This window comes from Enterobacter sp. 50588862, from assembly GCF_001462935.1.
GTDB lineage: Bacteria > Pseudomonadota > Gammaproteobacteria > Enterobacterales > Enterobacteriaceae > Enterobacter > Enterobacter bugandensis.
This window is the reverse complement of sequence record NZ_LNHM01000021.1, coordinates 236,246-261,858: the sequence shown is the minus strand read 5'-3', so window position 1 is coordinate 261,858 and position 25,613 is coordinate 236,246. Positions and strand designations below refer to the sequence as shown.

Here is a 25,613-nt window from a genome sequence, read left to right as displayed (position 1 = left end):
GGATGAATGAAATGAAATTAACGTTAATTGCAAAAGGATTTTTGTGTTTACTCTGTCTCAGCACGCTCGCCCATGCCACCGTTTCACCGGACAGAACGCGGATAATTTTTAATGAGACGGACAAGAGCACCACGGTCAAACTAACTAACCAGAGTAAAACCATGCCTTACCTGGCTCAGTCATGGATTGAAGATAAAAACAGCGTCAAGACGCGTGAATACATTACGCCTCTACCTCCGTTACTGCGCCTGGAGGCTGGCGAGCAGAGCCAAATTCGTCTGATGGGACAACCCACGCTTGCTCAGTTGCCTAAAGACAGAGAGAGTCTGTTCTATTACAACATGCGCGAAATCCCCCCTCGTTCAGACGCGAAAAATGTCATGCAACTGGCGATGCAAAGCCGCCTGAAGCTTTTCTGGCGTCCTAAGGCGATTGTGCTTAAAGAAGGGCAAGCCGTGCCTATGGAAAAAGTGGATATCATCCGAACCGCATCAGGCATAACGATCAAAAACAGAACACCTTACCACGTCTCGGTTGGTTACATCGGTACAGACGGTAAAACCCTCTTACCTGGCGCCAGTGGGTTTATGGTAGCCCCTTTCAGCGAAAATACCTCTGACCTTAAAAACCTCCCGGCCAAATTCCAGATTGGCTATATCGGCGATTACGGCGGTTTGAATATGTTCAGTATTAACTGCACTTCGGTGCAGCCAGTGTGCCATAGCGAAATAGTGAAAAAGGGCTAATAATGAAAAAGATCGCTTCACTGCTGGGCTTATTGCTGCTGCTTTTTTCATCGTCGTCATGGGCGGTAGACTGCTACCAAAATCATAAAGGCGGTGCCACGGTTTACACCGCTAACCTTCCAAGCTTTACCGTCCCTTCAAATGCGGTCGTCGGAAGCAAAATATGGGAAAGCTCTGACGTTAACGTAACCGTTTATTGCGATAATGCATCAGGCTGGAGCAAAACCAACCAGACAGAAGACCTCTTCGCATGGATAAAACTATCTGCAAAGAACAGTGCGGATGTATTAAATAACCCCTATTTCACTTTTGGCGTTACCTATAACGGCGCAGACCATGAGATGAATGATGAAGGTATTGATACCGGGGCCTGTCTTGATAAATACGAACCATACTATGATGGTATATGGCATAACCCGGTATGTAATGGCATCACGATGCAGAAAAGCATCACGTTTCCTGCACGTTTCCGCTTATATGTAAAACTAAAGGCATTCCCTGACGATCCGGATACTGTTTATAACTTTGGCAGCGTCAATGTCCTTCAATTTGACGGCGAGGGTGGAGCGAACCTCGCTTCTAATGCAAAAAACCTCCGATATAACATTGATGGTCTCGATCATGTTCACTTTCTGGACTGTGGCGTTGATATACAGATATTCCCTGAAAACCAAATTGTCGATTTTGGCCAAGTCAATAACATCGACGTAAACAACCAAAAAGCCCCATTTAGCGTGTCGACAATACGCGACGCGACTGCGGCATGCTCACAGCAGTTTGATGTGACCATGAGTTTTAACACAGATGATTTGTTTGATACCAGCCACGTCGATATGGGTAACGGTTTAGTAATGCAAATTCGTGATGAAACTTTAGGACAGGATATCTTAATGAATACCTATTATCCCTTTGCAACCTATTTCCCAGACGGTAGGGCATCCATCGTAACCCATAATTATATGGCTAAGCTAACGAAGAACCCGAACAGAGAGGTTGAAGTAGGTCCCTTCAGCAAGGACATTATTCTTAAGATAAACTATGAGTAAATAAATACAAAAAAGCCGGGTTTCCCCGGCTTTTTCACATCAGCATGTTCAGCTTGCTTTGCGCTCGTGCGCCTGGCGATACTCAACCAGATCTTCAATCGTCACGACCGGCATATTGTGCAGACGCGCAAAGGTGATGCACTCCGGCGCGCGGGCCATGGTGCCGTCATCGTTGGTCAGTTCACACAGCACGCCCGCAGGCTTAAAGCCCGCCAGTGTCACCAGGTCGATGGTCGCCTCGGTGTGGCCGCCGCGGGTCAGCACGCCGCCCGCCTGCGCACGCAGTGGGAATACGTGGCCTGGACGGTGCAGATCGGATGGCTTAGCACCGTCTGCAATCGCTGCACGTACGGTGGTCAGACGGTCAGCCGCCGACACGCCGGTGGTTACGCCATGCGCCGCTTCAATGGTCACGGTGAAGCCGGTACCAAAGGCGCTGGTGTTGTTTTCGACCATCATCGGCAGCTCAAGCTGCTTACGACGATCTTCGGTAATACACAGGCATACGATGCCGCTGCCGTGACGGATGGTCAGCGCCATCTGTTCAACGGTCATGTTTTCGGCGGCGAAAATCATGTCGCCTTCGTTTTCACGGTTTTCATCGTCAAGCACCATCACACCGCGGCCTTCGCGCAGTGCATCCAGTGCATGTTCAACACGTTGAGTTGAAGTGCCAAAAGAGGAAAGTAGCGTCTGATTCATGGTAAAAAAACCTCATTAACATTATGGTTACCAGAATCAGGGCAGTCTTAGGAGCGCCGTATAAGCGGCAAAAAGATAACGTGAGCGGGCCCATGCCCGACTGGATCGTTACTCTCTCCCATCCGGACTCTAACCGTCGGCCCCGGAATTACACCGGATCTGCTGACCTTTGAGAATTCACCCAAAGCGCTCGCGGGCTTTCAGCGCTAAGCTGATTTACCGCCGGTGGGGAATTTCGCCCCGCCCTGAGAATAAGCGAGATAACTATAACGCTATTGATTACCCTGGGCAATGCATAAGCTTCAAACAATTTTGTTTAACCCGCGGCATGACGCGCTACAATAGGCACTAACACCTTTTCATCAAGGGAAACGACAATGATTGACCCAAAGAAAATTGAGCAGATCGCGCGTCAGGTTCATGAGTCCATGCCAAAGGGCATTCGTGAATTTGGTGATGACGTTGAGAAGAAAATCCGCCAGACGCTGCAGGCGCAGTTGGTTCGCCTTGATTTAGTCAGCCGCGAAGAGTTTGACGTGCAGACCCAGGTTCTGCTGCGCACCCGCGAGAAGCTGGCGCTGCTGGAACAGCGTCTGAGCGAGCTGGAAAACCGCAATGCGCCGGAAGAAGTGAAGCCGGCACCGGCCATTCCGCCGGTGGACGATCAGGAGTAAGTGCGGCCTGATGCCCTCTCCCACAGGGAGAGGGTGAAAAAAAACGGGCCAACTGGCCCGTTTTTTACTGACTGTCTTTCTGGATCTTCTTGATGATGTTGGTGGTTGAACACCCGTCCTCAAAATTGAGCACCATCACCTCACCGCCGTTGGCCCAGACCTCTTCGCTACCTGCGATTTGCTCTGGTTTGTAATCACCGCCCTTCACCAGCAGGTCAGGCAAAATTCCGGCAATCAGGCGCTGCGGGGTGTCTTCTTCAAATGAGACCACCCAATCCACCGCTTCCAGCGCGCCGAGCACGATCATGCGCTGCTCCAGCGGGTTCACCGGACGCGTTTCACCCTTCAGACGCTTCGTCGACGCATCGCTGTTCACCGCCACAATCAGGCGATCGCCCAGCTTGCGCGCATTCGCCAGATACGAGACGTGGCCCGCATGCAGGATGTCGAACACGCCGTTGGTCATCACCACTTTTTCACCGCGTTTGCGCGCGGCGGCAACGGCCACCTTCAGCTCGTCTTCGGTCATCACGCCAAAACCGGTATCCGCACGCCCGCGCACCGCGTTTTCCAGCTCGATTGGCGAAACGGTTGAAGTACCCAATTTACCGACGACCACGCCCGCCGCGGCGTTCGCGAAGTAGCACGCCTCTTCCAGGGAGTTACCCGCCGCCAGCGTTGCCGCCAGCACGCCGATCACCGTATCACCGGCACCGGTCACGTCGTACACTTCCTGCGCCTGGGTTGGCATATGCAGCGGCGCCTTGCCCGGCTGCAGCAGCGTCATCCCCTGCTCGGAGCGGGTGACCAGCAGCGCGGACAGCTCGAAGTCAGCAATGATCTTCATGCCGCGCTCAACCAGTTCTTCCTCGGTTTTGCACTTGCCCGCCACCGCTTCGAACTCAGAAAGGTTTGGCGTCAGCAGGGTTGCGCCGCGATAGCGCTCAAAATCGGTGCCTTTCGGGTCGATCAGCACCGGTACGCTGGCTTTACGCGCCAGCTGAATCATCGTTTGCACGCTCGCCAGCGCGCCTTTGGCGTAGTCAGACAGCACCAGCGCGCCGATATTGCCCAGCGCCTGATTGATGCGCTCGTGCAGCGGTTCAGGATCAACGCCTTCAAAGCCTTCTTCAAAATCGAGGCGGATCAGCTGCTGGTTACGCGACAGCACGCGCAGCTTGGTGATGGTTGGGTGTGTCGGAACAGAAACGAAGTCGCACTTCACGTTCACGTCCGCCAGCGACTTGCTCAGCGCACGCGCCGCATCGTCGATACCGGTCAGGCCCACCAGACGCGAGTGCGCGCCCAGCGAGGCTATGTTCATCGCCACGTTTGCCGCGCCACCTGGACGCTCTTCAATGGTGTCGACCTTAACCACCGGTACCGGCGCTTCAGGTGAGATGCGGCTGGTCGGCCCATACCAGTAGCGATCCAGCATCACATCCCCGACAACCATTACTCCAGCACGTTCAAACTCTGGCAGTGTTACTTTCATTCCTGACTCCAGAAAGATTCACAATTTGCGCGCGATAATATCACACTTGTTTTGTTACGCACGGCTCCACCAGCCATTTCTGCCAGCTTGCCGTCACCTGGGCGCGCTCTGCGGTAAAACAGTCCAGCGCCACGTGGCCCGGCTGTTCCTGCAACGCCAGGTGATGAAGTTCGTCGCGCAGCGTGGTGTAGGCGCGGGTTAAGGCCTGCGCCTCATGCTCGTCCATAATGTCGTTTTGCGCCAGCAGTTCCAGAATGCGCACGTTATCGGACCAGCGGGTTAGCTTCGGCTTGTCGTGGGCATGCAGCAGCACCAGGTACTGAGTGATAAATTCAATATCGGTAATACCGCCCTCATCGGCTTTGATATCAAAGCGATCGCGATGTTTGTTGCCCAAATGCGCGCGCATTTTCTCACGCATTTCGCGCACTTCAGTTTGCAGGGTGCTGCCCTCGCGCGGGGTCGTCATGACTGACTTGCGGATCGCATCAAACTGCGTTTTGAGCTGCGGATCGCCGTACACCACGCGGGCGCGCACCAGCGCCTGATGTTCCCACGTCCAGGCTTCGTTCTTCTGATAGTCAGCAAAAGCGTCCGTCGAGGTGACCAGCATGCCTGCCGCGCCGGACGGGCGCAGGCGCGCGTCCACCTCGTACAGAATGCCCGACGAAGTGCGGGTGCTGAACAGGTGCATGATGCGCTGGGCCAGGCGCAGGTAGAACTGCCGCCCGTCAATCTCACGTTCGCCGTCGGTCATGACGTCCGCCGGACAGTCGTGCAGGAAAATCAGATCCAGATCGGAGCTGTAGCCCAGCTCCCAGCCGCCCAGCTTGCCGTAACCGACCACGGCAAACCCTCGCCCCTCGCGGTCAGCAAGATGCTTCGGCTGGCCATAGCGGGCCACCATCTGCACCCACGCCTGGTGGACTACCGCGTCGATGATCGCCTCCGCCAGCCAGGTTAAGTGATCGCTCACTTTCATTACCGGCAGCGTACCGGCGATATCCGCAGCCGCCACGCGCAGCATCTGCGCCTGCTTAAACTGACGCAGCGCCTCCAACTGCTGCTCTTCGTCCTCTTCCGGCACGCGCAGCAGATACTGGCGCAGCTCGTCGCGGTAAGCGTCCGTCGCCGTCGGCTGATAGAGCGTGTTCGGGTCAAGCAGTTCGTCCAGCAGCAGTGGGTATCGCGCCAGCTTGTTGGCTACCATCGGCGACGCGGCGCAGAGGGAAATCAGGTGTTTCAGCGCGCCGGGAAACTCGCTCAGCAGTTCAAGATAGGTGGTACGCGTGATAATCCCGCTCAGCAGCGGCATCATGCGCGACAGCGGCACCGGCGCATCCTCGCGGGAGCAGACCTCGCTCAGCAGGTGCGGCATCAGATGATCCAGTACCTGCCGACCGCGCGGCCCAATGGCGCGCTTGTTCAGCTCAAGGCGGAAATCGGCAATCAGGGCCACCACGCGATGGCGGGCATCGTCGCTTAAGTGCGCCAGCACCGGCGTGGTGTCATCTTCCTGGAGCGCGTCCTGCCACAGTTCGCGCCAGTGCTCGGAGAGCGCATCGTCCGGCGATTCACTTTCGTCGTCACCAATAAGATCGTTAAAGATGCGGCGAACGCCTGCCATATGGGCATCCAGCCGTTCGGTCAACGTTGACCAGTCATCTACCCGCATGCCCCAGGCCAGTCGCGCCCGGTTAAGGTCATCGCCCGGCAGGGTCTGGGTCTGTTCGTCGTTAATGCTTTGCAGCAGGTTTTCCAGACGGCGCAGGAAAAGATAGGCTTCGCGCAGGGTTTGCGCGTCGCCGTCCGGCAGCAAATGCAGTTGCTCAATGGCGCTCAGCGTCGGCAGGAGCGAGCGCGACTGCAGCGACGGCTCGCGCCCGCCGCGGATCAGTTGGAAGACCTGAACGATAAATTCGATTTCGCGGATGCCGCCCGCGCCAAGCTTGATGTTGTCCTTCAGACCGCGACGGCGCACCTCGCGGGCGATCATCCCTTTCATATTGCGCAGGGACTGGATCACGCTAAAGTCGATGTAACGGCGGAACACGAACGGGCGCAGCATGGCGCGAAGCTCGTTGGCGTAGGCGTCGTCGCTGTCGCCCATGATCCGCGCTTTGACCATCGCGTAACGCTCCCAGTCGCGCCCCTGCTCCTGGTAATAATCTTCCAGCGCGGCGAAGCTCAGTACCAGCGGGCCGCTGTCGCCAAACGGGCGCAGGCGCATGTCCACGCGGTAAACAAAGCCGTCCTGCGTAGGCTGGTCCAGCGCCTTAATCAGACGCTGCCCGAGTCGGGTAAAGAACTGGGCGTTATCCAACTCGCGACGACCGCCTCGCGTGGCGCCATTCTCCGGCCAGGCAAAGATCAGGTCGATATCCGAGGAGAAGTTCAGCTCGCAGCCGCCCAGCTTGCCCATCCCCAGAATCAACAGCGGCTGCGGAACCCCTTCTTCGCTGCACGGCGTGCCCCACTCTTTACAGCAGGCGGCGTAGAGCCAGTCCCGCGCGGCGACAATCAGCGTCTGCGCCAGCTCGCTCAGCTGCTGCAAGGTGCTCTCTTCACTCACCAGCTCCAGCGCCTGCGCCCAGGCAATGCGCACCATCACCCGGCGGCGGAACTGACGCAGAACGCGCATCAGCGTGGCTTCATCCGCCACCTCTGCCAGCGCGGTTTGCAGCCAGCCAGCATAGTGCCGCCACTCGTCAGCCTGCGGCGGCGCGCTTTCCAGCTCTGCCAGCCAGTCAGGATTCGCGCTGACGCTCTCCTGCACAAAATCACTGAACGTGAGCACGCTTTTCGCCTGCTCGCTTAACGATGACGCGGGTAACGACTCGGGCAGACGTTCGCAAACGGTTTGCCAGTGCTGCTGTAACTGCGAAGAAAGCGGCATATCAGGGGTTCCTTGCCAGAATTAACGTTTTCCGCTGTGCAGCCAGTATGGATCCTGCGAAATGGCTTCGTTGCGGAAATGCTCGATCTCAATCTGCTGACGGGTCTCAATGGCATGCTTAAGCCCCTGCCAGTTCTCCAGCCAGGCCTGCGCCTTCACGCCCTCGTACGCTCCCGACAGAAGCAACATGCTGTCGATATTACGCGCCAGGCGGGGAAGCTGGTCGCCATACTGGTCGCCCAGCGGATGCGCGAAGGTGGTTCTCAGCTCGGCGGCGTGGCGGGAAAGATGGATATCCGCGAAGCGTTTAAAGTTGTCCGCGATTTTGGTCTGCGCTTTTGCATCGAGGAAGACGCGCCAGCCGCGCGTCACCAGAAACTCGGTCAGCGCCAGTTTTGCCGCGGCATTTTGCGGGCTATAAAGCGCGGTTTGCGCCGACACGTCGGAAAGCAGCAGCGTTTCGGTCTGGGTCAGCAGATCGCGTAAGTGAGCGCTAGCTTTACGCGGTACGATACCGCCAAACAGCGTCAGGGTATGACGCACCAGACCAATCGCGGCCAGCACCTGTTTTTTGGCATTTTTGACGTTACGCGCCCACAGTTCTTCATGGTACTGCCATTGGGAGAGCGCCAGCTCCAGCGCCGCTTCCATGCCCTGCTCAATGCTGGCTTTCGGGACGACGCGCAAAATCGGAGTCTCTCTCAGCACGCGTGGCGCATTTCCGGCAGCCAGGTGGTAGCCGCGCGCCGCTTTGCTCAAGCTGCCCTGACGTAAACCCGGCTGGCTTACCAGCTTGCGCGCCAGCTTCAGCACGTCGCTCGCATCCCCTTCCAGAAGTTCCAGCTCCAGCTCGCAGATCGGTTCCTGGAACTCACCCGCCTTCACCTCGCCTAAATCCAGCGCGATTTCAATGCGGCTCTTGCCTTCCGTCACCAGCCATTTCTCGCGAGCGAAATCGGTGCTGAACAGCGGCTGCACCTGCCCTGCCAGCGTGGCGGGCAGTTCGCCTTCCGGCCAGACCTCCGCCGGGAAACGTTCCAGCTCAAGTTCTGGCTTACTGATGTCGATATTGTATTCCGGGCGCTGATGCAAACCGCCGACCACGCGGCCGGCGATTTTCATCGTCATCTCGTAGCGTCCGTTCGCGCCGCGGATGCGCAGCCCCATATCGTGGTTGCGCAGCCAGTTGTCCGGCGTTTCGTAGTAGATGTTGAGCAACGGTACGGGTTCATGGTGCTCGCCGGAGAGCGTATTCAGATGCTGACGGAGCGCGTCAACGCTGTCTTTTTCGACGATAAATTTTAATTCGATTTCCTGAGCCATAGCCTTGTACTTTTGCGGGCGTCACAGACGCGTCAATGAGGGCGAACTTCCTCGCCATTTGTTTGTCAGTACATAGTATTTTGCGCCAAATTGCCATGCAATGAGCAATTTGTCGGGCGTAAATGTGTAGAGTCGTGACACAGATGATTCTGATTGCTGATGAATGCTTTGCGTAGAGACACTGTTGCCACTACTATCGTTCCACTTTTTATGAAAATAACGACTAATGATGCTTAAATTACGCCTGATTGGACTTACTTTACTCGCTTTTAGCGCCGCAACCGCAGTGCACGCTGAAGAGAAGCGTTACGTTTCTGACGAACTTAACACCTGGGTGCGCAGTGGCCCCGGAGACAATTATCGCCTCGTGGGCACGGTGAATGCCGGCGAGGAAGTCACCCTGTTGCAGACCAACGCGGAGACCAATTACGGTCAGGTTCGCGACAGTTCCGGCCGTACCTCCTGGATCCCAATGAAAGAGCTGAGCACCGTGCCAAGCCTGCGCACCCGCGTGCCGGATCTGGAAAACCAGGTGAGGACCCTGACCGACAAGCTGAACAACATTGACGGGACCTGGAACCAGCGCACCGCTGAAATGCAGCAGAAAGTGGCGCAGAGCGACGGCGTGATCAACGGTCTGAAAGAAGAGAATCAAAAGCTCAAAAACGAGCTGATCGTCGCGCAGAAAAAAGTGAACGCCGCGAACCTGCAGCTTGATGACAAACAGCGCACCATTATCATGCAGTGGTTTATGTATGGTGGCGGCGTGCTGGGCGTTGGTCTGGTGCTGGGTCTGGTTCTGCCACATCTGATCCCAAGCCGTAAGCGTAAAGATCGCTGGATGAACTAATTCGTCTTCTCTGCCAGACTTACGTATCATTCTGGAAAAGAGAAAACGGGAGAGTTGGGCGTGAAGAGTTATCTGGTCGGTGGTGCGGTACGTGATGCGTTGTTAGGTCTGCCGGTCAAAGATAAAGACTGGGTGGTGGTGGGCGCCACCCCGGAAGAGATGCTCGACGCGGGCTACCAGCAGGTAGGCCGCGATTTTCCCGTGTTCCTGCATCCGAAAAGCCGGGAAGAGTACGCCCTGGCGCGTACCGAACGGAAATCCGGTTCCGGTTATACCGGCTTCACCTGCTACGCCGCGCCGGATGTGACGCTGGAGCAGGATCTGCTGCGCCGCGATCTCACCATTAACGCCCTGGCCCAGGACGAAAACGGCCATATCATCGACGCCTACGGCGGGCAGGACGACCTGCGCGATCGTCTTTTGCGTCACGTCTCCCCGGCATTTTCTGAAGATCCGCTCCGCGTGCTGCGCGTGGCGCGTTTTGCCGCGCGTTACGCGCATCTGAGCTTCCGTATTGCGGATGAGACGATGGCGTTGATGACGGCCATGACCGAGGCGGGCGAGCTGGAACACCTGACGCCGGAGCGCGTCTGGAAAGAGACGGAAAATGCCCTCACCACCCGCAACCCGCAGGTCTTTTTCCAGGTTCTTCGCGACTGCGGCGCGCTGAAGGTGCTGTTCCCGGAAATCGACGCGCTGTTTGGCGTGCCCGCACCGGCGAAATGGCATCCCGAAATTGATACCGGCGTGCACACGCTGATGACGCTGAGCATGGCCGCCATGCTCAGCCCTGAGGTGGACGTACGTTTTTCCACCCTGTGCCACGATCTCGGCAAAGGCTTAACGCCGAAAGAGTTCTGGCCGCGCCATCACGGGCACGGTCCGGCGGGGGTAAAGCTGGTTGACGGGCTCTGCCAGCGTCTGCGCGTGCCGAATGACATCCGCGATCTGGCAAAGCTGGTCGCCGAGTTCCACGACCTGATCCATACCTTCCCGATCCTGAAGCCCGCCACCATCGTGAAACTGTTCGCTAATATCGACGCCTGGCGCAAGCCGCAGCGCGTGGAGCAGATTGCGCTCACCAGCGAAGCGGACGTGCGCGGCCGCACCGGGTTTGAAGCGTCCGATTATCCCCAGGGGCGTTTGCTGCGCGAAGCGTGGGAAGTCGCAAAAGCGGTGCCAACGAAAGACGTTGTTGAGGCAGGATTTAAAGGCCCGGAGATTCGCGAGGAGCTAACCAAACGGCGGATTGACGCGGTTACCGCGTGGAAGGAAAAGCGTTGCCCTCAGCCGAAAGAGTGAGGGCAATCGGTTATCAGAAGAAGACCACGTACACCGCAGCCGCGACGATAAAGCGGTAGATCGCGAACGGAATAAACGAGATACGCTTAATCAGCTGCAGGAAGGTTTTGATGGCAATCAGCGCCACGATAAAGGCGGTGATAAAGCCCACGGCAAACATCGGAATATCACCTGTGGTCAGGAAGCCAATGCTTTTGTAAAGGTCCAGCGCGGTGGCGCCCATCATCATCGGCACCGCCAGCAGGAACGAGAACTCGGAAGCCGCGTAGCGGCTCACGCCCATCAGCATCCCGCCTGAAATGGTCGCACCTGAACGGGAGAAGCCCGGCCACAGCGCCAGACACTGGAAGCAGCCAATGATAAACGCCTGACGATAGGTCATATCGTCCAGGCCTTCCGCACGCGGGACTTTTGGCTTCAGCACTTCCGCGGCAATCAGCAGGAAACCGCCCACCACCAGCGCGTACATGACGTTAATCGGGTTAAACAGCGATTTAATGGTGTCGTGGAATACCAGCCCCAATACCACCGCCGGGATCATCCCGAGCAGGATGTGAATCAGCGTCAGGCGGCCTTTGCCCTCTCCTTCACGCTGCGGCAGACGGCCAAAGTGGATGCCGATCAGGCCAAACAGGCGACGCCAGAACATCACCACCACCGCCAGAATCGAGCCCAGCTGAATTACCACCTCAAACGTCTTTGCGGTATCGCCTTCGAAGCCCAGCAGATGGCCAACGATAATCATATGGCCCGTACTGGAAACCGGTAAAAACTCCGTCAATCCTTCGACCACACCCAGAATTGCCGCCACCAGCAGCGAGTGCATATCGCTCATCTATAAACCCCTAAAAAAGATATAAAAAAACGGTCGCCCCTAACGGCTACCGTGAAAGATACAGCCTTAAGACCGATATAACCTAAAATGGTTTAGCAATTATGACGTTAATTGTTTCCTTTCAGATTTGTGCCACGCTCGATAATCACGCCTACGTTGGCCGCGCGCGCCACTGCCCCCGGCTTGCTCAGCTTAATGCGTACCCACGGTGAGTTGAATTTGGTCAGCAGCAGATCCGCCACCTCTTCCGCCACCCGTTCCACCAACGCAAAACGCTGTCCTTCCACGTGGCCGATCACCGCTTCGCTGATGTCGGCATAGCTCAGACAGTCATTCACGTCATCGCTTTTTGCCGATTTGCGGTTATCCCATCCCATTTCGATATCGAACACCAGTTTCTGCTCGATGGTCTGTTCCCAGTCGTAAACACCAATTGTGGTGATTACCGAAAGTTGCTCTATAAATACAATATCCATCACGACCTGCCTGCTTTTTGGCTAAACCGGATACCACTTCCGGCGAATTATGCGTATTATCCACAGATGCTGAGAATACAGATACATTTTCAAAACGGAACAGCGTTATGAGTGCAATCGCGCCTGGAATGATCCTCCTCGCCTATCTTTGCGGCTCAATCTCCAGCGCCATTCTGGTCTGCCGCATTGCCGGGTTACCTGACCCGCGTGAAAGTGGTTCCGGGAATCCGGGAGCGACCAACGTGCTTCGAATTGGCGGCAAGGGAGCAGCCGTAGCGGTTTTGATTTTTGATGTTCTGAAGGGGATGCTACCCGTCTGGGGCGCGTATGCGCTGGGCGTCACGCCGTTCTGGCTGGGGCTCATCGCCATCGCCGCCTGCGTCGGCCATATCTGGCCCGTATTCTTCGGCTTTAAAGGCGGCAAAGGGGTGGCGACCGCCTTTGGTGCCATCGCGCCCATCGGATGGGACTTAACCGGCGTCATGGCCGGGACCTGGCTGCTGACCATTCTGCTGAGCGGCTATTCGTCGCTGGGCGCCATCGTCAGCGCGCTGATTGCTCCGTTCTATGTCTGGTGGTTCAAACCGCAATTTACCTTCCCGGTGTCGATGCTATCGTGCCTGATCCTGCTGCGTCATCATGACAACATTCAGCGCCTGTGGCGTCGTCAGGAAACCAAGATCTGGACGAAGCTCAAGCGTAAGAAGAAAGACGCTCAGTAAACCGTTCGTTATGCCTTATAACCAAATGTGATTTTTGTCACCTTCTGCCTGTGGTAACTGTTAATGACACAACACAACCACACAAAAAGAAAATGGCAGAAATCACAGACACCACTCCCCTTTCAACGGCAGGAATTCCCCCTGATGGCGACATTCAGTGGGTGCGCAGTGCATCGGACGTTTCACGCCTCGTTAATCACGGCTCACAGGGCCGGGCTAACGCCCGAATCGTGGTGGGTATCGCACTCGGGGGAATTTTCCTCGATGCCTACGATCTGGGCGCGCTGGCGTTCGGCATTAAAGACATCACCCGCGAATTTAACCTGACGCCCGCCGGTACCGGCATGGTGGCCTCGGCAATTACCTTTGGTGCGATTGTCGGGGCGCTGCTCGGCGGTTACCTCACGGATAAAATCGGGCGCTACCGCGTCTTTATGGCCGACATGGTATTCTTTGTCGTCGCCGCTATCGCCTGCGCGCTGGCCCCGAATGAATATGTGCTGGCGGGCGCGCGCTTTGTGATGGGCCTTGGCGTGGGGATCGACCTTCCCGTGGCGATGGCGTTCCTGAGCGAGTTTGCCAGGCTGAAAGGGCCGGGCAATAAGGCCTCCAGCGTCGCGATGTGGTGCCCTACCTGGTATGCGGCGATCAGCATCTCTTACCTTCTGGTTCTCTTTTTCTACGCCGTGCTGCCGGAAAGCCACAGCGACTGGCTGTGGCGATTGATTCTCGGCTTTGGCGCGGTACCCGCGCTGGTGATTATCGCCATCCGCAGCCGCTATATGAGCGAATCGCCGGTCTGGGCGGCGAATCAGGGCAACCTGAAAGAGGCGGCGTCCATTTTGCGGCAGTCGTACAATATTAACGCCCACGTCCCGCAGGATGCGCTCACCCAGCCTGCGCCTGTCGTGAATAAAGCCAAATGGTCGAACTATCTGAACCTGTTCCGCGGCATCTATCTGCGGCGTACCACGCTCGCCACGCTGCTGTCCGTCGTCTCCTCGTTCGCCTATAACGCCGTGGCCTTTGGCCTGCCGGTGATTATTTCAAGCTTCTTCGTGCAGTCTATGCTGACCACTATTGTGATCTCGCTGGCGCTGAACCTGCTTTTTGCGTTTATCGGTGGATTACTGGCGGTGCGCTATGTGCCGCGCTTTGGCGCGTGGCGGATGTCGCTGGCGGGTTACGCCTGTCAGCTTGTGGCGCTGCTGGGACTGGCGCTGATTGGTCGACCGGACGGTGCTTCTGAAGGGGTGCTTGCCGTGGCGATGCTGGCGCTTTTCCTGTTCGGTCAGGGATTTGGCCCGGGCGCGCATACCATGACGTTCGCCTCGCTGAGCTACCCGACCTCGCTGCGCGGCGTGGGCGTGGGTCTCAACCAGACGCTGATGCGCAGCAGTTCCACGCTGTCGCTGTTCCTGTTCCCGCTGCTGGTTGCTTCGCTCGACACCGCCGTGTTCTGGGTGATTGCGCTGGCGCCGTTTATCGGTCTGGCGTCATTGCTGGCGATCCGCTGGGAGCCGTCCGGGTATGATGTGGATGCAGAAGATTACCGCTAGTCTCGCAAACCGGCTCACATGAGCCGGTTTTTTATCCATAAGCGACTCATATGACAGCCTTCATTTCCGCCAGGGCATACTTAAACGTACCCCGATAGTGTGGAAATGGAAGCACCATGTTAGCAGCTCAGGTCACTGATAATACGTATAAAGGCTGGCAGGCGTCGCTTGCCCTGCAGTTTTGTCACACCCCTGAGAAAACCCTCCTGCGTTCCGCTCGACACGTCGGGCCGCTCACCGTACAACGTCCGTTTTATCCCGAAGGAAAAACCTGCCATCTCTATCTGCTGCACCCGCCCGGCGGCGTTGTGGGCGGCGATACGCTGGATATTTCCGTTCGGCTCAATGCCAAAAGCCACGCGCTTATCACCATGCCCGGCGCCAGCAAGTTCTACCGCAGCAGCGGCCCGCAGGCGCGTCTGAGCCAGCACTTTTATCTTGATGAAAACGCTACGCTGGAGTGGCTGCCACAGGACACCATTATCTTTCCCGGCGCGAACGCCGCGCTGCGTTCCGTCTTCCACCTTAAGGCCTCCAGCACGCTGCTGGCGTGGGAGCTGTACTGCCTGGGCCGCCCGGTAATCGGTGAGACCTTCAGCCACGGTACGCTGGAGAGCCGCCTTGAGGTGTGGGTGGATGATGAACCGCGCCTGATAGAGCGCCAGCACCTCGGCGACGGCGATCTCACGCCCGTTGCCGGACACCCGTGGATCGGCACCCTGCTGTTCTATCCGGCCCGGGAAGAACATCTCGACACGGTGCGCGCGCTGCTCGCGCCTCTGGGCCATTTTGCGGGGGCAACGCTCACCGACGCTCTGCTGTCGGTGCGTTTTCTCTCCCACGACAACCTGATTTGCCAGCGGGCGATGCGCGACATCTGGCAGTCGCTTCGCCCGCTTCTTACTACCAAAACCGCCTGTTCGCCGCGCATCTGGCAGACATAAGAGAAACGTTATGGAACTGACCCCCAGAGAAAAAGACAAGCTGTTGCTGTTTACCGCCGCGCTGGTTGCCGAACGCCGCCTTGCGCGCGGGGTAAAGCTCAACTACCCGGAATCGGTCGCGCTGATCAGCGCCTTTATCATGGAAGGCGCGCGCGATGGCGAAACCGTCGCCTCGCTGATGGAGGCGGGCCGCCACGTCCTGACGCGCGATCAGGTGATGGAGGGCGTGCCGGAGATGATCCCGGATATTCAGGTGGAAGCCACCTTCCCGGACGGCTCCAAGCTCGTCACCGTCCACAACCCGATCGTGTAAGGAGCACGTGATGATCCCAGGTGAATACCAGATCCAGCCCGGCACTATTGCGATCAACGTCGGGCGTGAAGCCCAAAGTGTTGTTGTTGAAAATCACGGCGACAGGCCGATCCAGGTCGGATCGCACTACCACTTTTACGAGGTCAACCCGGCGCTGAAGTTTGATCGCGAAGCCACCAGGGGCTACCGGCTGAACATTCCGGCGGGCACCGCCGTGCGCTTCGAGCCGGGCCAGAAGCGAGAGGTGACGCTGGTGCAGGTGACGGGCGCGCAGCGCATTTTTGGCTTTCGCGGCGAGGTCATGGGCGAGGTGAAACATGGCTGAAATTTCACGTCAGGCGTATGCCGACATGTTCGGCCCCACCACCGGGGATAAGGTGCGGCTGGCGGACAGCGAGCTGTGGATCGAAGTGGAAGACGATCTCACGGTCTACGGCGAAGAGGTCAAGTTCGGCGGCGGGAAGGTGATCCGCGACGGCATGGGCCAGGGGCAGATGACCGCTGACAGCTGCGTGGATCTGGTTCTCACCAACGCGCTGATCGTCGACCACTGGGGGATCGTGAAGGCCGATATCGGCGTGAAGAACGGGCGGATCTTCGCCGTCGGCAAAGCCGGGAACCCGGACATTCAGCCCGGCGTGACGATCCCGATCGGCGCCGCGACGGAAGTGATTGCCGCCGAGGGGAAGATCGTCACCGCTGGCGGGATCGACACCCACATCCACTGGATCTGCCCGCAGCAGGCGGAAGAGGCGCTGGTCTCCGGGGTCACCACCATGATTGGCGGCGGCACCGGACCGGCGGCGGGCACCAACGCCACCACCTGCACGCCGGGGCCGTGGTATATCGCCCGCATGCTGCAGGCCGCCGATACGCTGCCGGTGAATATTGGCCTGCTCGGCAAAGGTAACGGCTCCAACCCGGACGCCCTGCGCGAGCAGATCGCCGCCGGCGCCATCGGGCTGAAGATCCACGAAGACTGGGGCGCGACGCCCGCGGCGATTAACTGCTCGCTGGAGGTGGCCGAAGAGATGGATATTCAGGTGGCGCTGCACAGCGACACGCTGAACGAGTCCGGGTTTGTCGAAGACACGCTGGCGGCCATCGGCGGGCGCACGATCCACACCTTCCACACCGAAGGCGCGGGCGGCGGCCACGCGCCGGATATCATCACCGCCTGCGCGCACCCGAATATTCTGCCCTCTTCCACCAATCCTACCTTGCCCTACACGGTGAACACCATCGACGAGCACCTCGACATGCTGATGGTTTGCCATCACCTCGACCCGGATATCGCCGAGGACGTGGCGTTTGCCGAATCCCGCATTCGCCGGGAGACCATCGCTGCGGAAGACGTGCTGCACGATATCGGCGCGTTCTCGCTCACCTCGTCAGATTCGCAGGCCATGGGCCGCGTCGGGGAAGTGATTATCCGCACCTGGCAGGTGGCGCACCGCATGAAGGTCCAGCGCGGCGCGCTGCCGGAAGAGACGGGCGATAACGATAACTTCCGCGTGAAGCGCTACGTCGCCAAATACACCATCAACCCGGCGCTGACCCACGGCATCGCCCATGAAGTGGGATCGATTGAGGCGGGCAAGCTGGCGGATCTGGTGGTCTGGTCCCCCGCTTTCTTTGGCGTCAAACCCGCCACCATCGTCAAAGGCGGGATGATCGCCTGCGCGCCGATGGGCGACATCAACGCCTCGATCCCTACGCCGCAGCCGGTGCATTACCGCCCGATGTTTGGCGCGCTGGGCGCCGCACGCCACGCCACGCGGCTGACGTTTGTCTCGCAGGCCGCTGATGCCAGCGGCATTCCGCAGCGGCTCGGACTGCAAAGCGCCACCGCGGTGGTGAGAGGCTGCCGGTCAGTGAAAAAGGCCGACATGATCCACAACGATTTACAGCCGAATATCACCGTTGACTCGCAAACCTATGAGGTACGCGTCGACGGCGAATTGATCACCAGTGAACCGGCAAAGGTTTTGCCGATGGCGCAACGCTATTTTCTGTTTTAAGGAGTCATGATGATCTATTTAACCCAACGCCTGGACCATGCGCATCCGGTTACCGCCAGCGTCACGCTGCCGATTGACGTGCGGGTGAAAAGCCGCGCTCGCGTGGCGCTGAACGACGGCCGCGAAGCCGGACTGATGCTGCCGCGCGGCCTGCTGCTGCGCGGGGGCGACCTGTTGACCACCGACGACGGCAGCGAAGTGATCGAAGTGATCGCCGCCCCGGAGTCGGTTTCCGTGGTGCGCTGCGCCGATCCGTTCCTGCTCGCCCGCGCCTGCTACCACCTGGGCAACCGCCACGTACCGCTGCAGGTCATGCCCGGCGAGCTGCGCTATCACCACGATCACGTTCTCGACGACATGCTGCGCCAGTTCGGGCTGGAGGTAACCTTCGCCAGCCTGCCGTTTGAACCGGAAGCGGGCGCTTACGCCAGCGATGCCCACAGCCATAGCCATTCTCACGCCCATTCACATTAAGGATCAATCATGCGTAAGTATTTACCGCTGTTACTGCTGGCTTTTTCCGTTCCCGCGCTCGCGCATCCCGGCCACGGCGCCGACAGCTTTCAGGCTGGGTTTTTCCATCCGCTGACCGGGCTGGATCACCTGCTGATGCTGACCGGGGCTGGCGTGCTGTCTGCCCTGAGCGGCCGCAAGCTCCTGCTGCCGTTTGCCACCCTCGGCATGATGCTTGTCGGCGCCGTTGCGGGCAGCCTGCTCGGCGGCTTTAGCGGCATGGAGATGCTGATTATCGCCTCGCTGGCGGTCTGCGGGGTGATGATGTTTAAAACTGAAAACCGCCTGCTGCTGGCGGTGCCTGCCCTGGCGATGTTCCACGGCTGGGCGCACGGCGTGGAGATGTCTGGCCACAGCTTCTGGCTGTTCACCAGCGGTTTTATGCTGGCCAGCGCGACGGTGCTGTGCGCCAGTTTCGCCGCAGGCTTGTTGCTGCGCCGTCACGACGGGCTGCGTAAAACCTTCGGCGGCGGGTTGATCGTCTCCGCCCTGCTGGCGCTGATGAGCTGATGGAGCATGCCCGCCAGCGGCTGCGCCTGATGCAGCTCTCCAGCAGCAGCCTGCCAGTCGGGTCGTTTACCTGGTCGCAGGGGCTGGAGTGGGCCGTAGAGGCGGGCTGGGTTACGAGCACCGACGCCTTCAGACGCTGGCAGATCCAGCAGATGGAGCAGAGCTTTTTCTGCGTCGATCTGCCGATGTTTATCCGGCTGTTCCGGGCCTGCGAACAGCAGGACATCGCGGCAGCAAAACGCTGGACGGCATATCTGCTCGCCTGCCGGGAAACGCGCGAGCTGCGCGAAGAGGAGCGCAACCGTGGGGCGGCCTTTACGCGCCTGATTAAAAGCTGGGAGCCGAACTGCCCGGCAGAGTGGCTGTCGCTGTTTGCACAGAGCCAGCTCTGCGGCATGGCGTGGCTCGGCGTGCGCTGGGGCATTGGCGCGCGCGAGCTGGCGCTGAGCCTCGGCTACAGCTGGATAGAGAGCGCGGTGATGGCGGGCGTCAAGCTCGTCCCCTTCGGACAGCAGGCGGCGCAGCAGCTGATTATCGAGCTGAGCGACCATTTTGCCGCCGGGTTTGAACAGGCATTTTTACGTGGCGACGACTCGCTGGGGGCAGCTACGCCACTGTCGGCCATCGCCTCCGCGCGCCATGAAACACAATATTCACGACTATTCCGTTCCTGAGGAGTCAACATGGCTGATTACAAACATCCCCTGCGCGTGGGCGTGGGCGGTCCGGTAGGATCGGGCAAAACCGCGCTGCTGGAAGCGCTCTGCAAGGCGATGCGCGACACGTACCATCTGGCGGTGGTCACTAACGATATCTACACCAAAGAGGATCAGCGCATCCTCACCGAGGCGGGCGCGCTTGAGCCAGAGCGCATCGTGGGAGTAGAGACCGGCGGCTGCCCGCATACCGCCATCCGTGAAGATGCCTCAATGAACCTCGCGGCGGTAGAAGCACTCAGCGAGAAGTTCGGTAATCTGGATCTGATCTTCGTTGAAAGCGGCGGCGACAACCTGAGCGCGACCTTCAGCCCGGAGCTGGCGGATCTGACTATTTACGTGATCGACGTGGCCGAAGGGGAAAAAATCCCGCGCAAGGGCGGACCGGGGATCACCAAATCCGATTTTCTGGTGATCAACAAAACCGATCTTGCGCCATACGTGGGGGCGTCGCTGGAGGTAATGGAGCGTGATACCAACCGCATGCGCGGCGAGCGCCCGTGGACGTTTACCAACCTGAAGGCGGGTGACGGTCTGGGGACGATTATTGCGTTTCTGGAAGAGAAAGGGATGCTGCGGGTGTAGTCGTAAATGTCCCTCTCCCTGTGGGGAGAGGGTTAGGGTGAGGGGGTTACGCCTCAGGCAGTTCCGCCAGCGGCCAGCGCGGACGCACGGACACGCTCAGGTCGGACGTTGCCCCCGCATTCAGGCGCACCATACCGGCGTAAGCGATCATCGCCCCGTTATCGGTACAGAATTCCGGACGCGCGTAGAACACTTCCCCGCGACGCTTTTGCATCATCTCCGCAAGCTTCGCACGCAGCGTGCGGTTGGCGCTGACGCCGCCCGCCATCACCAGGCGCTTAAACCCGGTCTGATCCAGCGCGCGCTTGCACTTGATCATCAGCGTATCCACTACCGCGTCTTCAAACGCGCGGGCAATATCGGCGCGGGTCTGCTCGTCGTTGTCGTTATTGCGGATAGTATTCGCCGCGAAGGTTTTCAGCCCGGAGAAGCTGAAATCCAGCCCCGGACGATCGGTCATCGGACGCGGGAAAACAAAGCGCCCTTCCGTTCCCTGCGACGCCATTTTAGAGAGCATCGGGCCGCCCGGGTAATCCAGGCCCAGCAGCTTGGCGGTTTTATCGAACGCTTCACCGGCGGCGTCGTCGATCGACTCGCCCAGCAGCTCGTACTTGCCAATACCCGTTACGCTAATCAGCTGGGTATGCCCACCGGAGACCAGCAGCGCCACGAACGGGAACTCGGGCGGATTGTCTTCCAGCATCGGCGCCAGAAGATGCCCTTCCATGTGGTGAACCGGAATGGCGGGAACGTCCCACGCGAAGGCCAGCGAACGGCCAACCGTCGCGCCGACCAGCAGCGCACCGACCAGACCCGGCCCTGCGGTATAGGCTACGGCGTCAATATCGGTTGAGCTTAATCCGGCCTCTTTCAGCGCCGCCTGAATCAGGGGAACCGTTTTACGCACGTGGTCACGAGAGGCCAGTTCAGGTACGACGCCGCCGTAGTCAGCGTGCAATTTCACCTGACTATACAGCTGGTTGGCCAGAAGCCCTTTTTCGTCGTCGTAAATGGCGATGCCGGTTTCATCGCAGGATGTTTCAATACCCAGTACACGCATGACTTGTTTTACCTCGTTTCAATACCGCGCAGTGTAGAGCCTGGGCGGGTTGATGTAAAACTTTGTTCGCCCCAGGAAGAAGGCTCGTGTATACTCCTCACCCTTATTAAAGTCCCTTTCAAAATCGCATCGGTGCTTTACAAAGCAGCAGCATTTGCAGTAAAATTCCGCACCATTTTGAAATAAGCTGGCGTTGATGCCAGCGGCAAACCGAATTTATTAAAGGTGAGAGTTACATGCCGGTAATTAAAGTACGTGAAAACGAGCCGTTCGACGTAGCACTGCGTCGCTTCAAACGTTCATGCGAGAAAGCAGGTGTTCTGGCTGAAGTTCGTCGTCGTGAGTTTTATGAAAAACCAACGACCGAACGTAAGCGCGCTAAAGCTTCCGCTGTGAAACGTCACGCGAAGAAACTGGCTCGCGAAAACGCACGCCGTACTCGTCTGTACTAATCTGTTGAGGGCCAACGCCCTCAATTGACAGACAGAGTAGTAGTCGTAAGGCCGTGCTTCCGGAAGGAATGCGCGGCTTGTTTTCGTTTATAAGTCGCTTAAATTTTTGGGGCATATGGCCGGAAGAATCCCACGCGTTTTCATCAATGACCTGCTCGCCAGAACCGACATCGTCGATCTCATCGACGCGCGGGTAAAGCTGAAAAAGCAGGGCAAGAACTACCATGCGTGCTGTCCGTTCCATAACGAAAAAACCCCCTCCTTCACCGTAAACGGTGAAAAGCAGTTTTACCATTGCTTCGGCTGTGGCGCACACGGTAATGCCGTCGATTTTTTAATGAACTACGACAAGCTCGAGTTCGTTGAAACCGTCGAAGAACTGGCGGCGATGCATAATCTTGAAGTGCCGTATGAAGCAGGCAGTGGGCCAAGTCAGATCGAGCGCCATCAGCGGCAAACGCTGTATCAACTGATGGATGGCCTGAATTCGTTTTACCAACAGTCTCTTAAGCACTCTGCGGCTGAGCCTGCGCGTCAGTATCTGAACAAGCGCGGACTGAGCGACGATGTGATTGCGCGTTTCGCTATTGGTTACGCCCCGCCCGGCTGGGACAACGTGTTAAAGCGTTTTGGCGGCAATAGCGAAGATCGTAAATCCCTCATCGACGCAGGCATGCTGGTCACTAACGACCAGGGACGAAGCTACGACCGCTTCCGTGAACGGGTGATGTTCCCGATCCGCGACAAGCGTGGCCGGGTAATTGGTTTTGGTGGTCGCGTGCTGGGTGATGCCCTGCCGAAATACCTCAACTCTCCGGAAACCGATATTTTCCATAAGGGCCGCCAGTTGTACGGTCTTTATGAGGCGCAGCAGGACAATGCGGAACCTCCGCGTCTGTTGGTCGTCGAAGGCTATATGGACGTCGTTGCGCTGGCGCAGTACGACATTAACTACGCGGTTGCGTCGTTAGGTACGTCCACCACTGCCGATCATATTCAACTGCTGTTCAGGGTGACCAACAACGTCATCTGCTGTTACGACGGTGACCGAGCCGGACGAGACGCCGCCTGGCGAGCGCTGGAAACCGCGCTGCCGTATATGACCGACGGACGTCAGCTACGCTTTATGTTCCTGCCCGACGGTGAAGACCCGGATACGCTGGTGCGTAAAGAGGGCAAAGCGGCATTCGAAGCGCGGATGGAGCAGGCACAGCCGCTTTCGACGTTTCTGTTTAACAGCCTGATGCCGCAGGTGGATTTGAGTACCCCTGACGGGCGCGCGCAGCTCAGTACCCTGGCGCTGCCGTTAATCAGCCAGGTGCCCGGCGAAACGCTGCGCATCTACCTGCGTCAGGAGTTAGGCAACAAGCTCGGTATCCTGGATGACAGCCAGCTTGAACGTTTAATGCCTAAACAGGCTGAAAACGGCACGGTTCGCCCCGCGCCTCAGCTAAAACGCACAACCATGCGTATACTGATAGGGTTACTGGTGCAAAACCCCGAACTTGCTCCGCAAGTGCCGTCGCTGGCGGGTTTGAACCACGAAAGGTTGCCCGGACTTGGCTTATTTTCAGAACTGGTCAACACTTGTTTGTCTCAGCCAGGTCTGACCACCGGACAACTTTTAGAGCATTATCGCGGCACAAAAGAGGCCGCTACCCTTGAAAAACTGTCGATGTGGGACGATATAGCAGATAAGGAAATTGCAGAAAAAACGTTCACCGACTCGCTCAACCATATGTTTGATTCGATGCTTGAGTTGCGCCAGGAAGAGTTGATAGCTCGCGAGCGCACCCATGGCTTAAGCAGCGAAGAACGCCGGGAACTCTGGATGATTAACCAGGAACTGGCGAAGAAATAAAAAATTTAACGGCTTAAGTGCCGAATATCGATCGGGAAGCCCCCGGCAGCCGCACTGAGAGGCAGCGGCAAAAATATAAGTACGCCCTCGCTTTAAAGGTTGGCAGCACCATCGCCGACACCAATCAAACGAATTAAGTGTGGATACCGTCTTATGGAGCAAAACCCGCAGTCACAGCTGAAACTTCTTGTCCAACGCGGTAAGGAGCAAGGCTATCTGACCTATGCCGAGGTCAATGACCATCTGCCGGAAGATATCGTCGATTCAGACCAGATCGAAGACATCATCCAAATGATCAATGACATGGGCATTCAGGTGATGGAAGAAGCACCGGATGCCGATGATCTGTTGCTGGCTGAAACCTCCAACAACACTGACGAAGATGCGGAAGAAGCTGCTGCACAGGTCCTGTCCAGCGTGGAATCTGAAATCGGGCGTACCACTGACCCGGTCCGCATGTACATGCGCGAAATGGGTACCGTTGAACTGTTGACCCGCGAAGGCGAAATTGACATCGCAAAACGCATCGAAGACGGGATCAACCAGGTTCAGTGCTCTGTTGCCGAATACCCGGAAGCGATTACCTATCTGCTGGAGCAGTACGATCGCGTTGAAGCGGAAGAAGCGCGCCTGTCTGACCTGATCACCGGTTTTGTCGACCCGAACGCTGAAGAAGATATGGCGCCTACCGCCACTCACGTCGGTTCTGAGCTGTCTCAGGAAGAGATGGATGACGACGAAGATGAAGATGAGGAAGAAGACGACGACAGCGCGGACGATGACAACAGCATCGACCCGGAACTGGCGCGCGAGAAGTTTGCCGAACTGCGTACCCAGTACGAAGTAACGCGTGACACCATCAAAGCGAAAGGTCGCAGCCATGCCGCCGCTCAGGAAGAGATCCTGAAGCTGTCTGAAGTGTTCAAACAGTTCCGCCTGGTGCCAAAACAGTTCGACTACCTGGTAAACAGCATGCGCGTGATGATGGATCGCGTACGCACCCAGGAACGCATCATCATGAAGCTGTGCGTTGAACAGTGCAAAATGCCGAAGAAGAACTTCATCACCCTCTTCACCGGCAACGAAACCAGCGAAACCTGGTTCAACGCGGCTATCGCGATGAACAAGCCTTGGTCTGAAAAACTGCACGACGTGAAGGACGATGTCTATCGCGGTCTGCAGAAGCTGCAGCAAATTGAAGAAGAGACCGGCCTGACCATCGAGCAGGTCAAAGACATCAACCGTCGTATGTCCATCGGTGAAGCGAAAGCGCGCCGTGCGAAGAAAGAGATGGTTGAGGCGAACTTGCGTCTGGTTATCTCTATCGCCAAGAAATACACCAACCGCGGTCTGCAGTTCCTGGATCTGATTCAGGAAGGCAACATCGGTCTGATGAAAGCGGTAGATAAGTTTGAATACCGTCGTGGTTACAAGTTCTCTACTTACGCGACATGGTGGATCCGTCAGGCGATCACCCGCTCTATCGCGGACCAGGCACGCACCATCCGTATTCCGGTTCATATGATTGAGACCATCAACAAGCTCAACCGTATCTCCCGCCAGATGCTGCAGGAGATGGGCCGCGAGCCGACGCCGGAAGAGCTGGCTGAACGCATGCTGATGCCGGAAGACAAGATCCGTAAAGTGCTGAAGATCGCCAAAGAGCCAATCTCCATGGAAACACCAATCGGTGACGATGAAGATTCGCATCTGGGTGATTTTATCGAGGATACCACCCTCGAGCTGCCGCTGGACTCGGCTACAACCGAGAGCCTGCGTGCCGCAACGCACGACGTCCTGGCTGGCCTGACCGCCCGTGAAGCAAAAGTGCTGCGTATGCGTTTCGGTATCGACATGAATACCGACCACACGCTGGAAGAAGTGGGTAAACAGTTCGACGTGACACGCGAACGTATCCGTCAGATCGAAGCGAAGGCGCTGCGTAAGCTGCGTCATCCAAGCCGCTCTGAAGTGCTGCGTAGCTTCCTGGACGACTAATCCTGATAAACAGC

At 57.7% G+C, this 25,613-nt stretch carries 25 protein-coding genes and 1 riboswitch; of the genes, 18 read left to right on the top strand and 7 right to left on the bottom strand.

Translation table 11 applies throughout. From position 1 onward, the window contains the following. Positions 1-2: 2 nt before the first annotated feature. Positions 3-746, top strand: coding sequence for a fimbrial biogenesis chaperone (locus APT89_RS09135; RefSeq protein WP_181013165.1), 744 nt, complete (start codon positions 3-5; stop codon positions 744-746). A gap of 2 nt (positions 747-748) precedes the next feature. Beyond that, positions 749-1,792 carry a pilus assembly protein gene (locus tag APT89_RS09130; RefSeq protein WP_041908085.1) on the top strand — a complete coding sequence of 348 codons (1,044 nt, stop codon included), beginning with the start codon at positions 749-751 and terminating at the stop codon, positions 1,790-1,792. A gap of 48 nt (positions 1,793-1,840) precedes the next feature. Here the strand turns inward: APT89_RS09130 and ribB are convergent, their stop codons facing one another. Continuing rightward, on the bottom strand, positions 1,841-2,494 hold the full coding sequence (gene ribB / locus APT89_RS09125; RefSeq protein ID WP_010435670.1) for a 3,4-dihydroxy-2-butanone-4-phosphate synthase: 654 nt from the start codon (positions 2,492-2,494) through the stop codon (positions 1,841-1,843). Positions 2,495-2,600: 106 nt separating this feature from the next. Then, positions 2,601-2,751: riboswitch (FMN riboswitch) on the bottom strand. Positions 2,752-2,871: 120 nt separating this feature from the next. Between ribB and ubiK the strand changes: the two genes are divergently transcribed. Then, positions 2,872-3,168, top strand: coding sequence for a ubiquinone biosynthesis accessory factor UbiK (gene ubiK / locus APT89_RS09120; protein WP_028014454.1), 297 nt, complete (start codon positions 2,872-2,874; stop codon positions 3,166-3,168). A 64-nt stretch (positions 3,169-3,232) separates the two neighbouring features. Here ubiK and hldE read toward each other — a convergent pair whose 3' ends face one another. The 3 genes from hldE to APT89_RS09105 are packed head-to-tail and all read right to left on the bottom strand — an operon-like array spanning position 3,233 to position 8,882. Then, complete coding sequence (gene hldE, locus APT89_RS09115; protein WP_003862540.1) at positions 3,233-4,663, bottom strand: bifunctional D-glycero-beta-D-manno-heptose-7-phosphate kinase/D-glycero-beta-D-manno-heptose 1-phosphate adenylyltransferase HldE; 1,431 nt, start codon at positions 4,661-4,663, stop codon at positions 3,233-3,235. A 40-nt stretch (positions 4,664-4,703) separates the two neighbouring features. Continuing rightward, the gene (gene glnE / locus APT89_RS09110; RefSeq protein ID WP_060572106.1) at positions 4,704-7,559 is read right to left on the bottom strand and encodes a bifunctional [glutamate--ammonia ligase]-adenylyl-L-tyrosine phosphorylase/[glutamate--ammonia-ligase] adenylyltransferase; all 2,856 of its coding nucleotides are present in this window, start codon (positions 7,557-7,559) and stop codon (positions 4,704-4,706) included. A 21-nt stretch (positions 7,560-7,580) separates the two neighbouring features. Further along, positions 7,581-8,882 carry a CYTH domain-containing protein gene (locus tag APT89_RS09105; protein WP_028014456.1) on the bottom strand — a complete coding sequence of 434 codons (1,302 nt, stop codon included), beginning with the start codon at positions 8,880-8,882 and terminating at the stop codon, positions 7,581-7,583. A gap of 229 nt (positions 8,883-9,111) precedes the next feature. On the opposite strand from APT89_RS09105, the gene APT89_RS09100 reads away from it, so the two are divergent. Both APT89_RS09100 and APT89_RS09095 read left to right on the top strand, forming a co-directional pair. Continuing rightward, the gene (locus tag APT89_RS09100) at positions 9,112-9,732 is read left to right on the top strand and encodes a TIGR04211 family SH3 domain-containing protein (protein WP_060572364.1); all 621 of its coding nucleotides are present in this window, start codon (positions 9,112-9,114) and stop codon (positions 9,730-9,732) included. A 60-nt stretch (positions 9,733-9,792) separates the two neighbouring features. Next, entirely contained in the window at positions 9,793-11,034 is a 1,242-nt protein-coding gene (locus APT89_RS09095; RefSeq protein WP_060572362.1) for a multifunctional CCA addition/repair protein, read from the top strand. 13 nt (positions 11,035-11,047) lie between these two features. On the opposite strand, the gene bacA is transcribed toward APT89_RS09095, so the two are convergent. Beyond that, complete coding sequence (gene bacA, locus APT89_RS09090) at positions 11,048-11,869, bottom strand: undecaprenyl-diphosphate phosphatase (protein ID WP_028014459.1); 822 nt, start codon at positions 11,867-11,869, stop codon at positions 11,048-11,050. 107 nt (positions 11,870-11,976) lie between these two features. Further along, the gene (gene folB, locus APT89_RS09085; protein WP_045261137.1) at positions 11,977-12,345 is read right to left on the bottom strand and encodes a bifunctional dihydroneopterin aldolase/7,8-dihydroneopterin epimerase; all 369 of its coding nucleotides are present in this window, start codon (positions 12,343-12,345) and stop codon (positions 11,977-11,979) included. A 107-nt stretch (positions 12,346-12,452) separates the two neighbouring features. Between folB and plsY the strand changes: the two genes are divergently transcribed. The 10 genes from plsY (at position 12,453) to ureG (ending at position 20,228) form a co-directional block, all read left to right on the top strand. After that, complete coding sequence (gene plsY / locus APT89_RS09080; RefSeq protein WP_045285917.1) at positions 12,453-13,067, top strand: glycerol-3-phosphate 1-O-acyltransferase PlsY; 615 nt, start codon at positions 12,453-12,455, stop codon at positions 13,065-13,067. A gap of 92 nt (positions 13,068-13,159) precedes the next feature. Beyond that, entirely contained in the window at positions 13,160-14,626 is a 1,467-nt protein-coding gene (locus APT89_RS09075) for an MFS transporter (protein ID WP_060572104.1), read from the top strand. 116 nt (positions 14,627-14,742) lie between these two features. After that, on the top strand, positions 14,743-15,570 hold the full coding sequence (locus APT89_RS09070; RefSeq protein WP_060572103.1) for an urease accessory protein UreD: 828 nt from the start codon (positions 14,743-14,745) through the stop codon (positions 15,568-15,570). Positions 15,571-15,580: 10 nt separating this feature from the next. Next, positions 15,581-15,883 carry an urease subunit gamma gene (locus APT89_RS09065; RefSeq protein ID WP_003862556.1) on the top strand — a complete coding sequence of 101 codons (303 nt, stop codon included), beginning with the start codon at positions 15,581-15,583 and terminating at the stop codon, positions 15,881-15,883. A 10-nt stretch (positions 15,884-15,893) separates the two neighbouring features. Further along, positions 15,894-16,208, top strand: coding sequence for an urease subunit beta (locus APT89_RS09060; RefSeq protein WP_028014465.1), 315 nt, complete (start codon positions 15,894-15,896; stop codon positions 16,206-16,208). Continuing rightward, entirely contained in the window at positions 16,201-17,904 is a 1,704-nt protein-coding gene (gene ureC, locus APT89_RS09055) for an urease subunit alpha (RefSeq protein ID WP_060572101.1), read from the top strand. Before APT89_RS09060 ends, ureC begins: the two co-directional genes overlap by 8 nt. A 9-nt stretch (positions 17,905-17,913) precedes the next feature. After that, the gene (gene ureE, locus APT89_RS09050) at positions 17,914-18,378 is read left to right on the top strand and encodes an urease accessory protein UreE (RefSeq protein ID WP_060572099.1); all 465 of its coding nucleotides are present in this window, start codon (positions 17,914-17,916) and stop codon (positions 18,376-18,378) included. 9 nt (positions 18,379-18,387) lie between these two features. Beyond that, positions 18,388-18,927, top strand: a complete 540-nt coding sequence (locus APT89_RS09045) for a HupE/UreJ family protein (protein WP_047364615.1) — start codon at positions 18,388-18,390, stop codon at positions 18,925-18,927. Further along, a complete protein-coding gene (locus tag APT89_RS09040; protein ID WP_060572097.1) occupies positions 18,927-19,601 on the top strand; it encodes an urease accessory protein UreF in 675 nt (224 codons plus the stop codon). Before APT89_RS09045 ends, APT89_RS09040 begins: the two co-directional genes overlap by 1 nt. 9 nt (positions 19,602-19,610) lie before the next feature. Next, a complete protein-coding gene (gene ureG, locus APT89_RS09035; RefSeq protein ID WP_022651876.1) occupies positions 19,611-20,228 on the top strand; it encodes an urease accessory protein UreG in 618 nt (205 codons plus the stop codon). A gap of 46 nt (positions 20,229-20,274) precedes the next feature. Here the strand turns inward: ureG and tsaD are convergent, their stop codons facing one another. Then, on the bottom strand, positions 20,275-21,288 hold the full coding sequence (gene tsaD, locus APT89_RS09030) for a tRNA (adenosine(37)-N6)-threonylcarbamoyltransferase complex transferase subunit TsaD (protein WP_041908060.1): 1,014 nt from the start codon (positions 21,286-21,288) through the stop codon (positions 20,275-20,277). A 236-nt stretch (positions 21,289-21,524) separates the two neighbouring features. On the opposite strand from tsaD, the gene rpsU reads away from it, so the two are divergent. The 3 genes from rpsU (at position 21,525) to rpoD (ending at position 25,599) form a co-directional block, all read left to right on the top strand. Further along, positions 21,525-21,740: a 30S ribosomal protein S21 gene (rpsU, locus tag APT89_RS09025; protein ID WP_001144069.1), complete on the top strand. Its 216-nt coding sequence runs from the start codon at positions 21,525-21,527 to the stop codon at positions 21,738-21,740. 115 nt (positions 21,741-21,855) lie between these two features. After that, positions 21,856-23,601, top strand: coding sequence for a DNA primase (gene dnaG, locus APT89_RS09020; protein WP_047364620.1), 1,746 nt, complete (start codon positions 21,856-21,858; stop codon positions 23,599-23,601). A gap of 153 nt (positions 23,602-23,754) precedes the next feature. After that, positions 23,755-25,599, top strand: coding sequence for an RNA polymerase sigma factor RpoD (gene rpoD / locus APT89_RS09015; RefSeq protein WP_028014473.1), 1,845 nt, complete (start codon positions 23,755-23,757; stop codon positions 25,597-25,599). Positions 25,600-25,613 lie beyond the last annotated feature (14 nt).

What these genes read in the sequence shown, in the direction of transcription:
- folB (WP_045261137.1), bottom strand. Translation starts at nt 12,345, where the DNA reads ATGGATATTGTATTTATAGAGCAACTTTCGGTAATCACCACAATTGGT.
- ureG (WP_022651876.1), top strand. Translation starts at nt 19,611, where the DNA reads ATGGCTGATTACAAACATCCCCTGCGCGTGGGCGTGGGCGGTCCGGTA.
- APT89_RS09065 (WP_003862556.1), top strand. Translation starts at nt 15,581, where the DNA reads ATGGAACTGACCCCCAGAGAAAAAGACAAGCTGTTGCTGTTTACCGCC.
- glnE (WP_060572106.1), bottom strand. Translation starts at nt 7,559, where the DNA reads ATGCCGCTTTCTTCGCAGTTACAGCAGCACTGGCAAACCGTTTGCGAA.
- dnaG (WP_047364620.1), top strand. Translation starts at nt 21,856, where the DNA reads ATGGCCGGAAGAATCCCACGCGTTTTCATCAATGACCTGCTCGCCAGA.
- APT89_RS09130 (WP_041908085.1), top strand. Translation starts at nt 749, where the DNA reads ATGAAAAAGATCGCTTCACTGCTGGGCTTATTGCTGCTGCTTTTTTCA.
- ribB (WP_010435670.1), bottom strand. Translation starts at nt 2,494, where the DNA reads ATGAATCAGACGCTACTTTCCTCTTTTGGCACTTCAACTCAACGTGTT.
- APT89_RS09060 (WP_028014465.1), top strand. Translation starts at nt 15,894, where the DNA reads ATGATCCCAGGTGAATACCAGATCCAGCCCGGCACTATTGCGATCAAC.
- ureE (WP_060572099.1), top strand. Translation starts at nt 17,914, where the DNA reads ATGATCTATTTAACCCAACGCCTGGACCATGCGCATCCGGTTACCGCC.
- bacA (WP_028014459.1), bottom strand. Translation starts at nt 11,869, where the DNA reads ATGAGCGATATGCACTCGCTGCTGGTGGCGGCAATTCTGGGTGTGGTC.
- ureC (WP_060572101.1), top strand. Translation starts at nt 16,201, where the DNA reads ATGGCTGAAATTTCACGTCAGGCGTATGCCGACATGTTCGGCCCCACC.
- rpoD (WP_028014473.1), top strand. Translation starts at nt 23,755, where the DNA reads ATGGAGCAAAACCCGCAGTCACAGCTGAAACTTCTTGTCCAACGCGGT.
- APT89_RS09045 (WP_047364615.1), top strand. Translation starts at nt 18,388, where the DNA reads ATGCGTAAGTATTTACCGCTGTTACTGCTGGCTTTTTCCGTTCCCGCG.
- APT89_RS09100 (WP_060572364.1), top strand. Translation starts at nt 9,112, where the DNA reads ATGCTTAAATTACGCCTGATTGGACTTACTTTACTCGCTTTTAGCGCC.
- rpsU (WP_001144069.1), top strand. Translation starts at nt 21,525, where the DNA reads ATGCCGGTAATTAAAGTACGTGAAAACGAGCCGTTCGACGTAGCACTG.
- APT89_RS09105 (WP_028014456.1), bottom strand. Translation starts at nt 8,882, where the DNA reads ATGGCTCAGGAAATCGAATTAAAATTTATCGTCGAAAAAGACAGCGTT.
- plsY (WP_045285917.1), top strand. Translation starts at nt 12,453, where the DNA reads ATGAGTGCAATCGCGCCTGGAATGATCCTCCTCGCCTATCTTTGCGGC.
- APT89_RS09075 (WP_060572104.1), top strand. Translation starts at nt 13,160, where the DNA reads ATGGCAGAAATCACAGACACCACTCCCCTTTCAACGGCAGGAATTCCC.
- ubiK (WP_028014454.1), top strand. Translation starts at nt 2,872, where the DNA reads ATGATTGACCCAAAGAAAATTGAGCAGATCGCGCGTCAGGTTCATGAG.
- APT89_RS09135 (WP_181013165.1), top strand. Translation starts at nt 3, where the DNA reads ATGAATGAAATGAAATTAACGTTAATTGCAAAAGGATTTTTGTGTTTA.
- APT89_RS09040 (WP_060572097.1), top strand. Translation starts at nt 18,927, where the DNA reads ATGGAGCATGCCCGCCAGCGGCTGCGCCTGATGCAGCTCTCCAGCAGC.
- hldE (WP_003862540.1), bottom strand. Translation starts at nt 4,663, where the DNA reads ATGAAAGTAACACTGCCAGAGTTTGAACGTGCTGGAGTAATGGTTGTC.
- tsaD (WP_041908060.1), bottom strand. Translation starts at nt 21,288, where the DNA reads ATGCGTGTACTGGGTATTGAAACATCCTGCGATGAAACCGGCATCGCC.
- APT89_RS09070 (WP_060572103.1), top strand. Translation starts at nt 14,743, where the DNA reads ATGTTAGCAGCTCAGGTCACTGATAATACGTATAAAGGCTGGCAGGCG.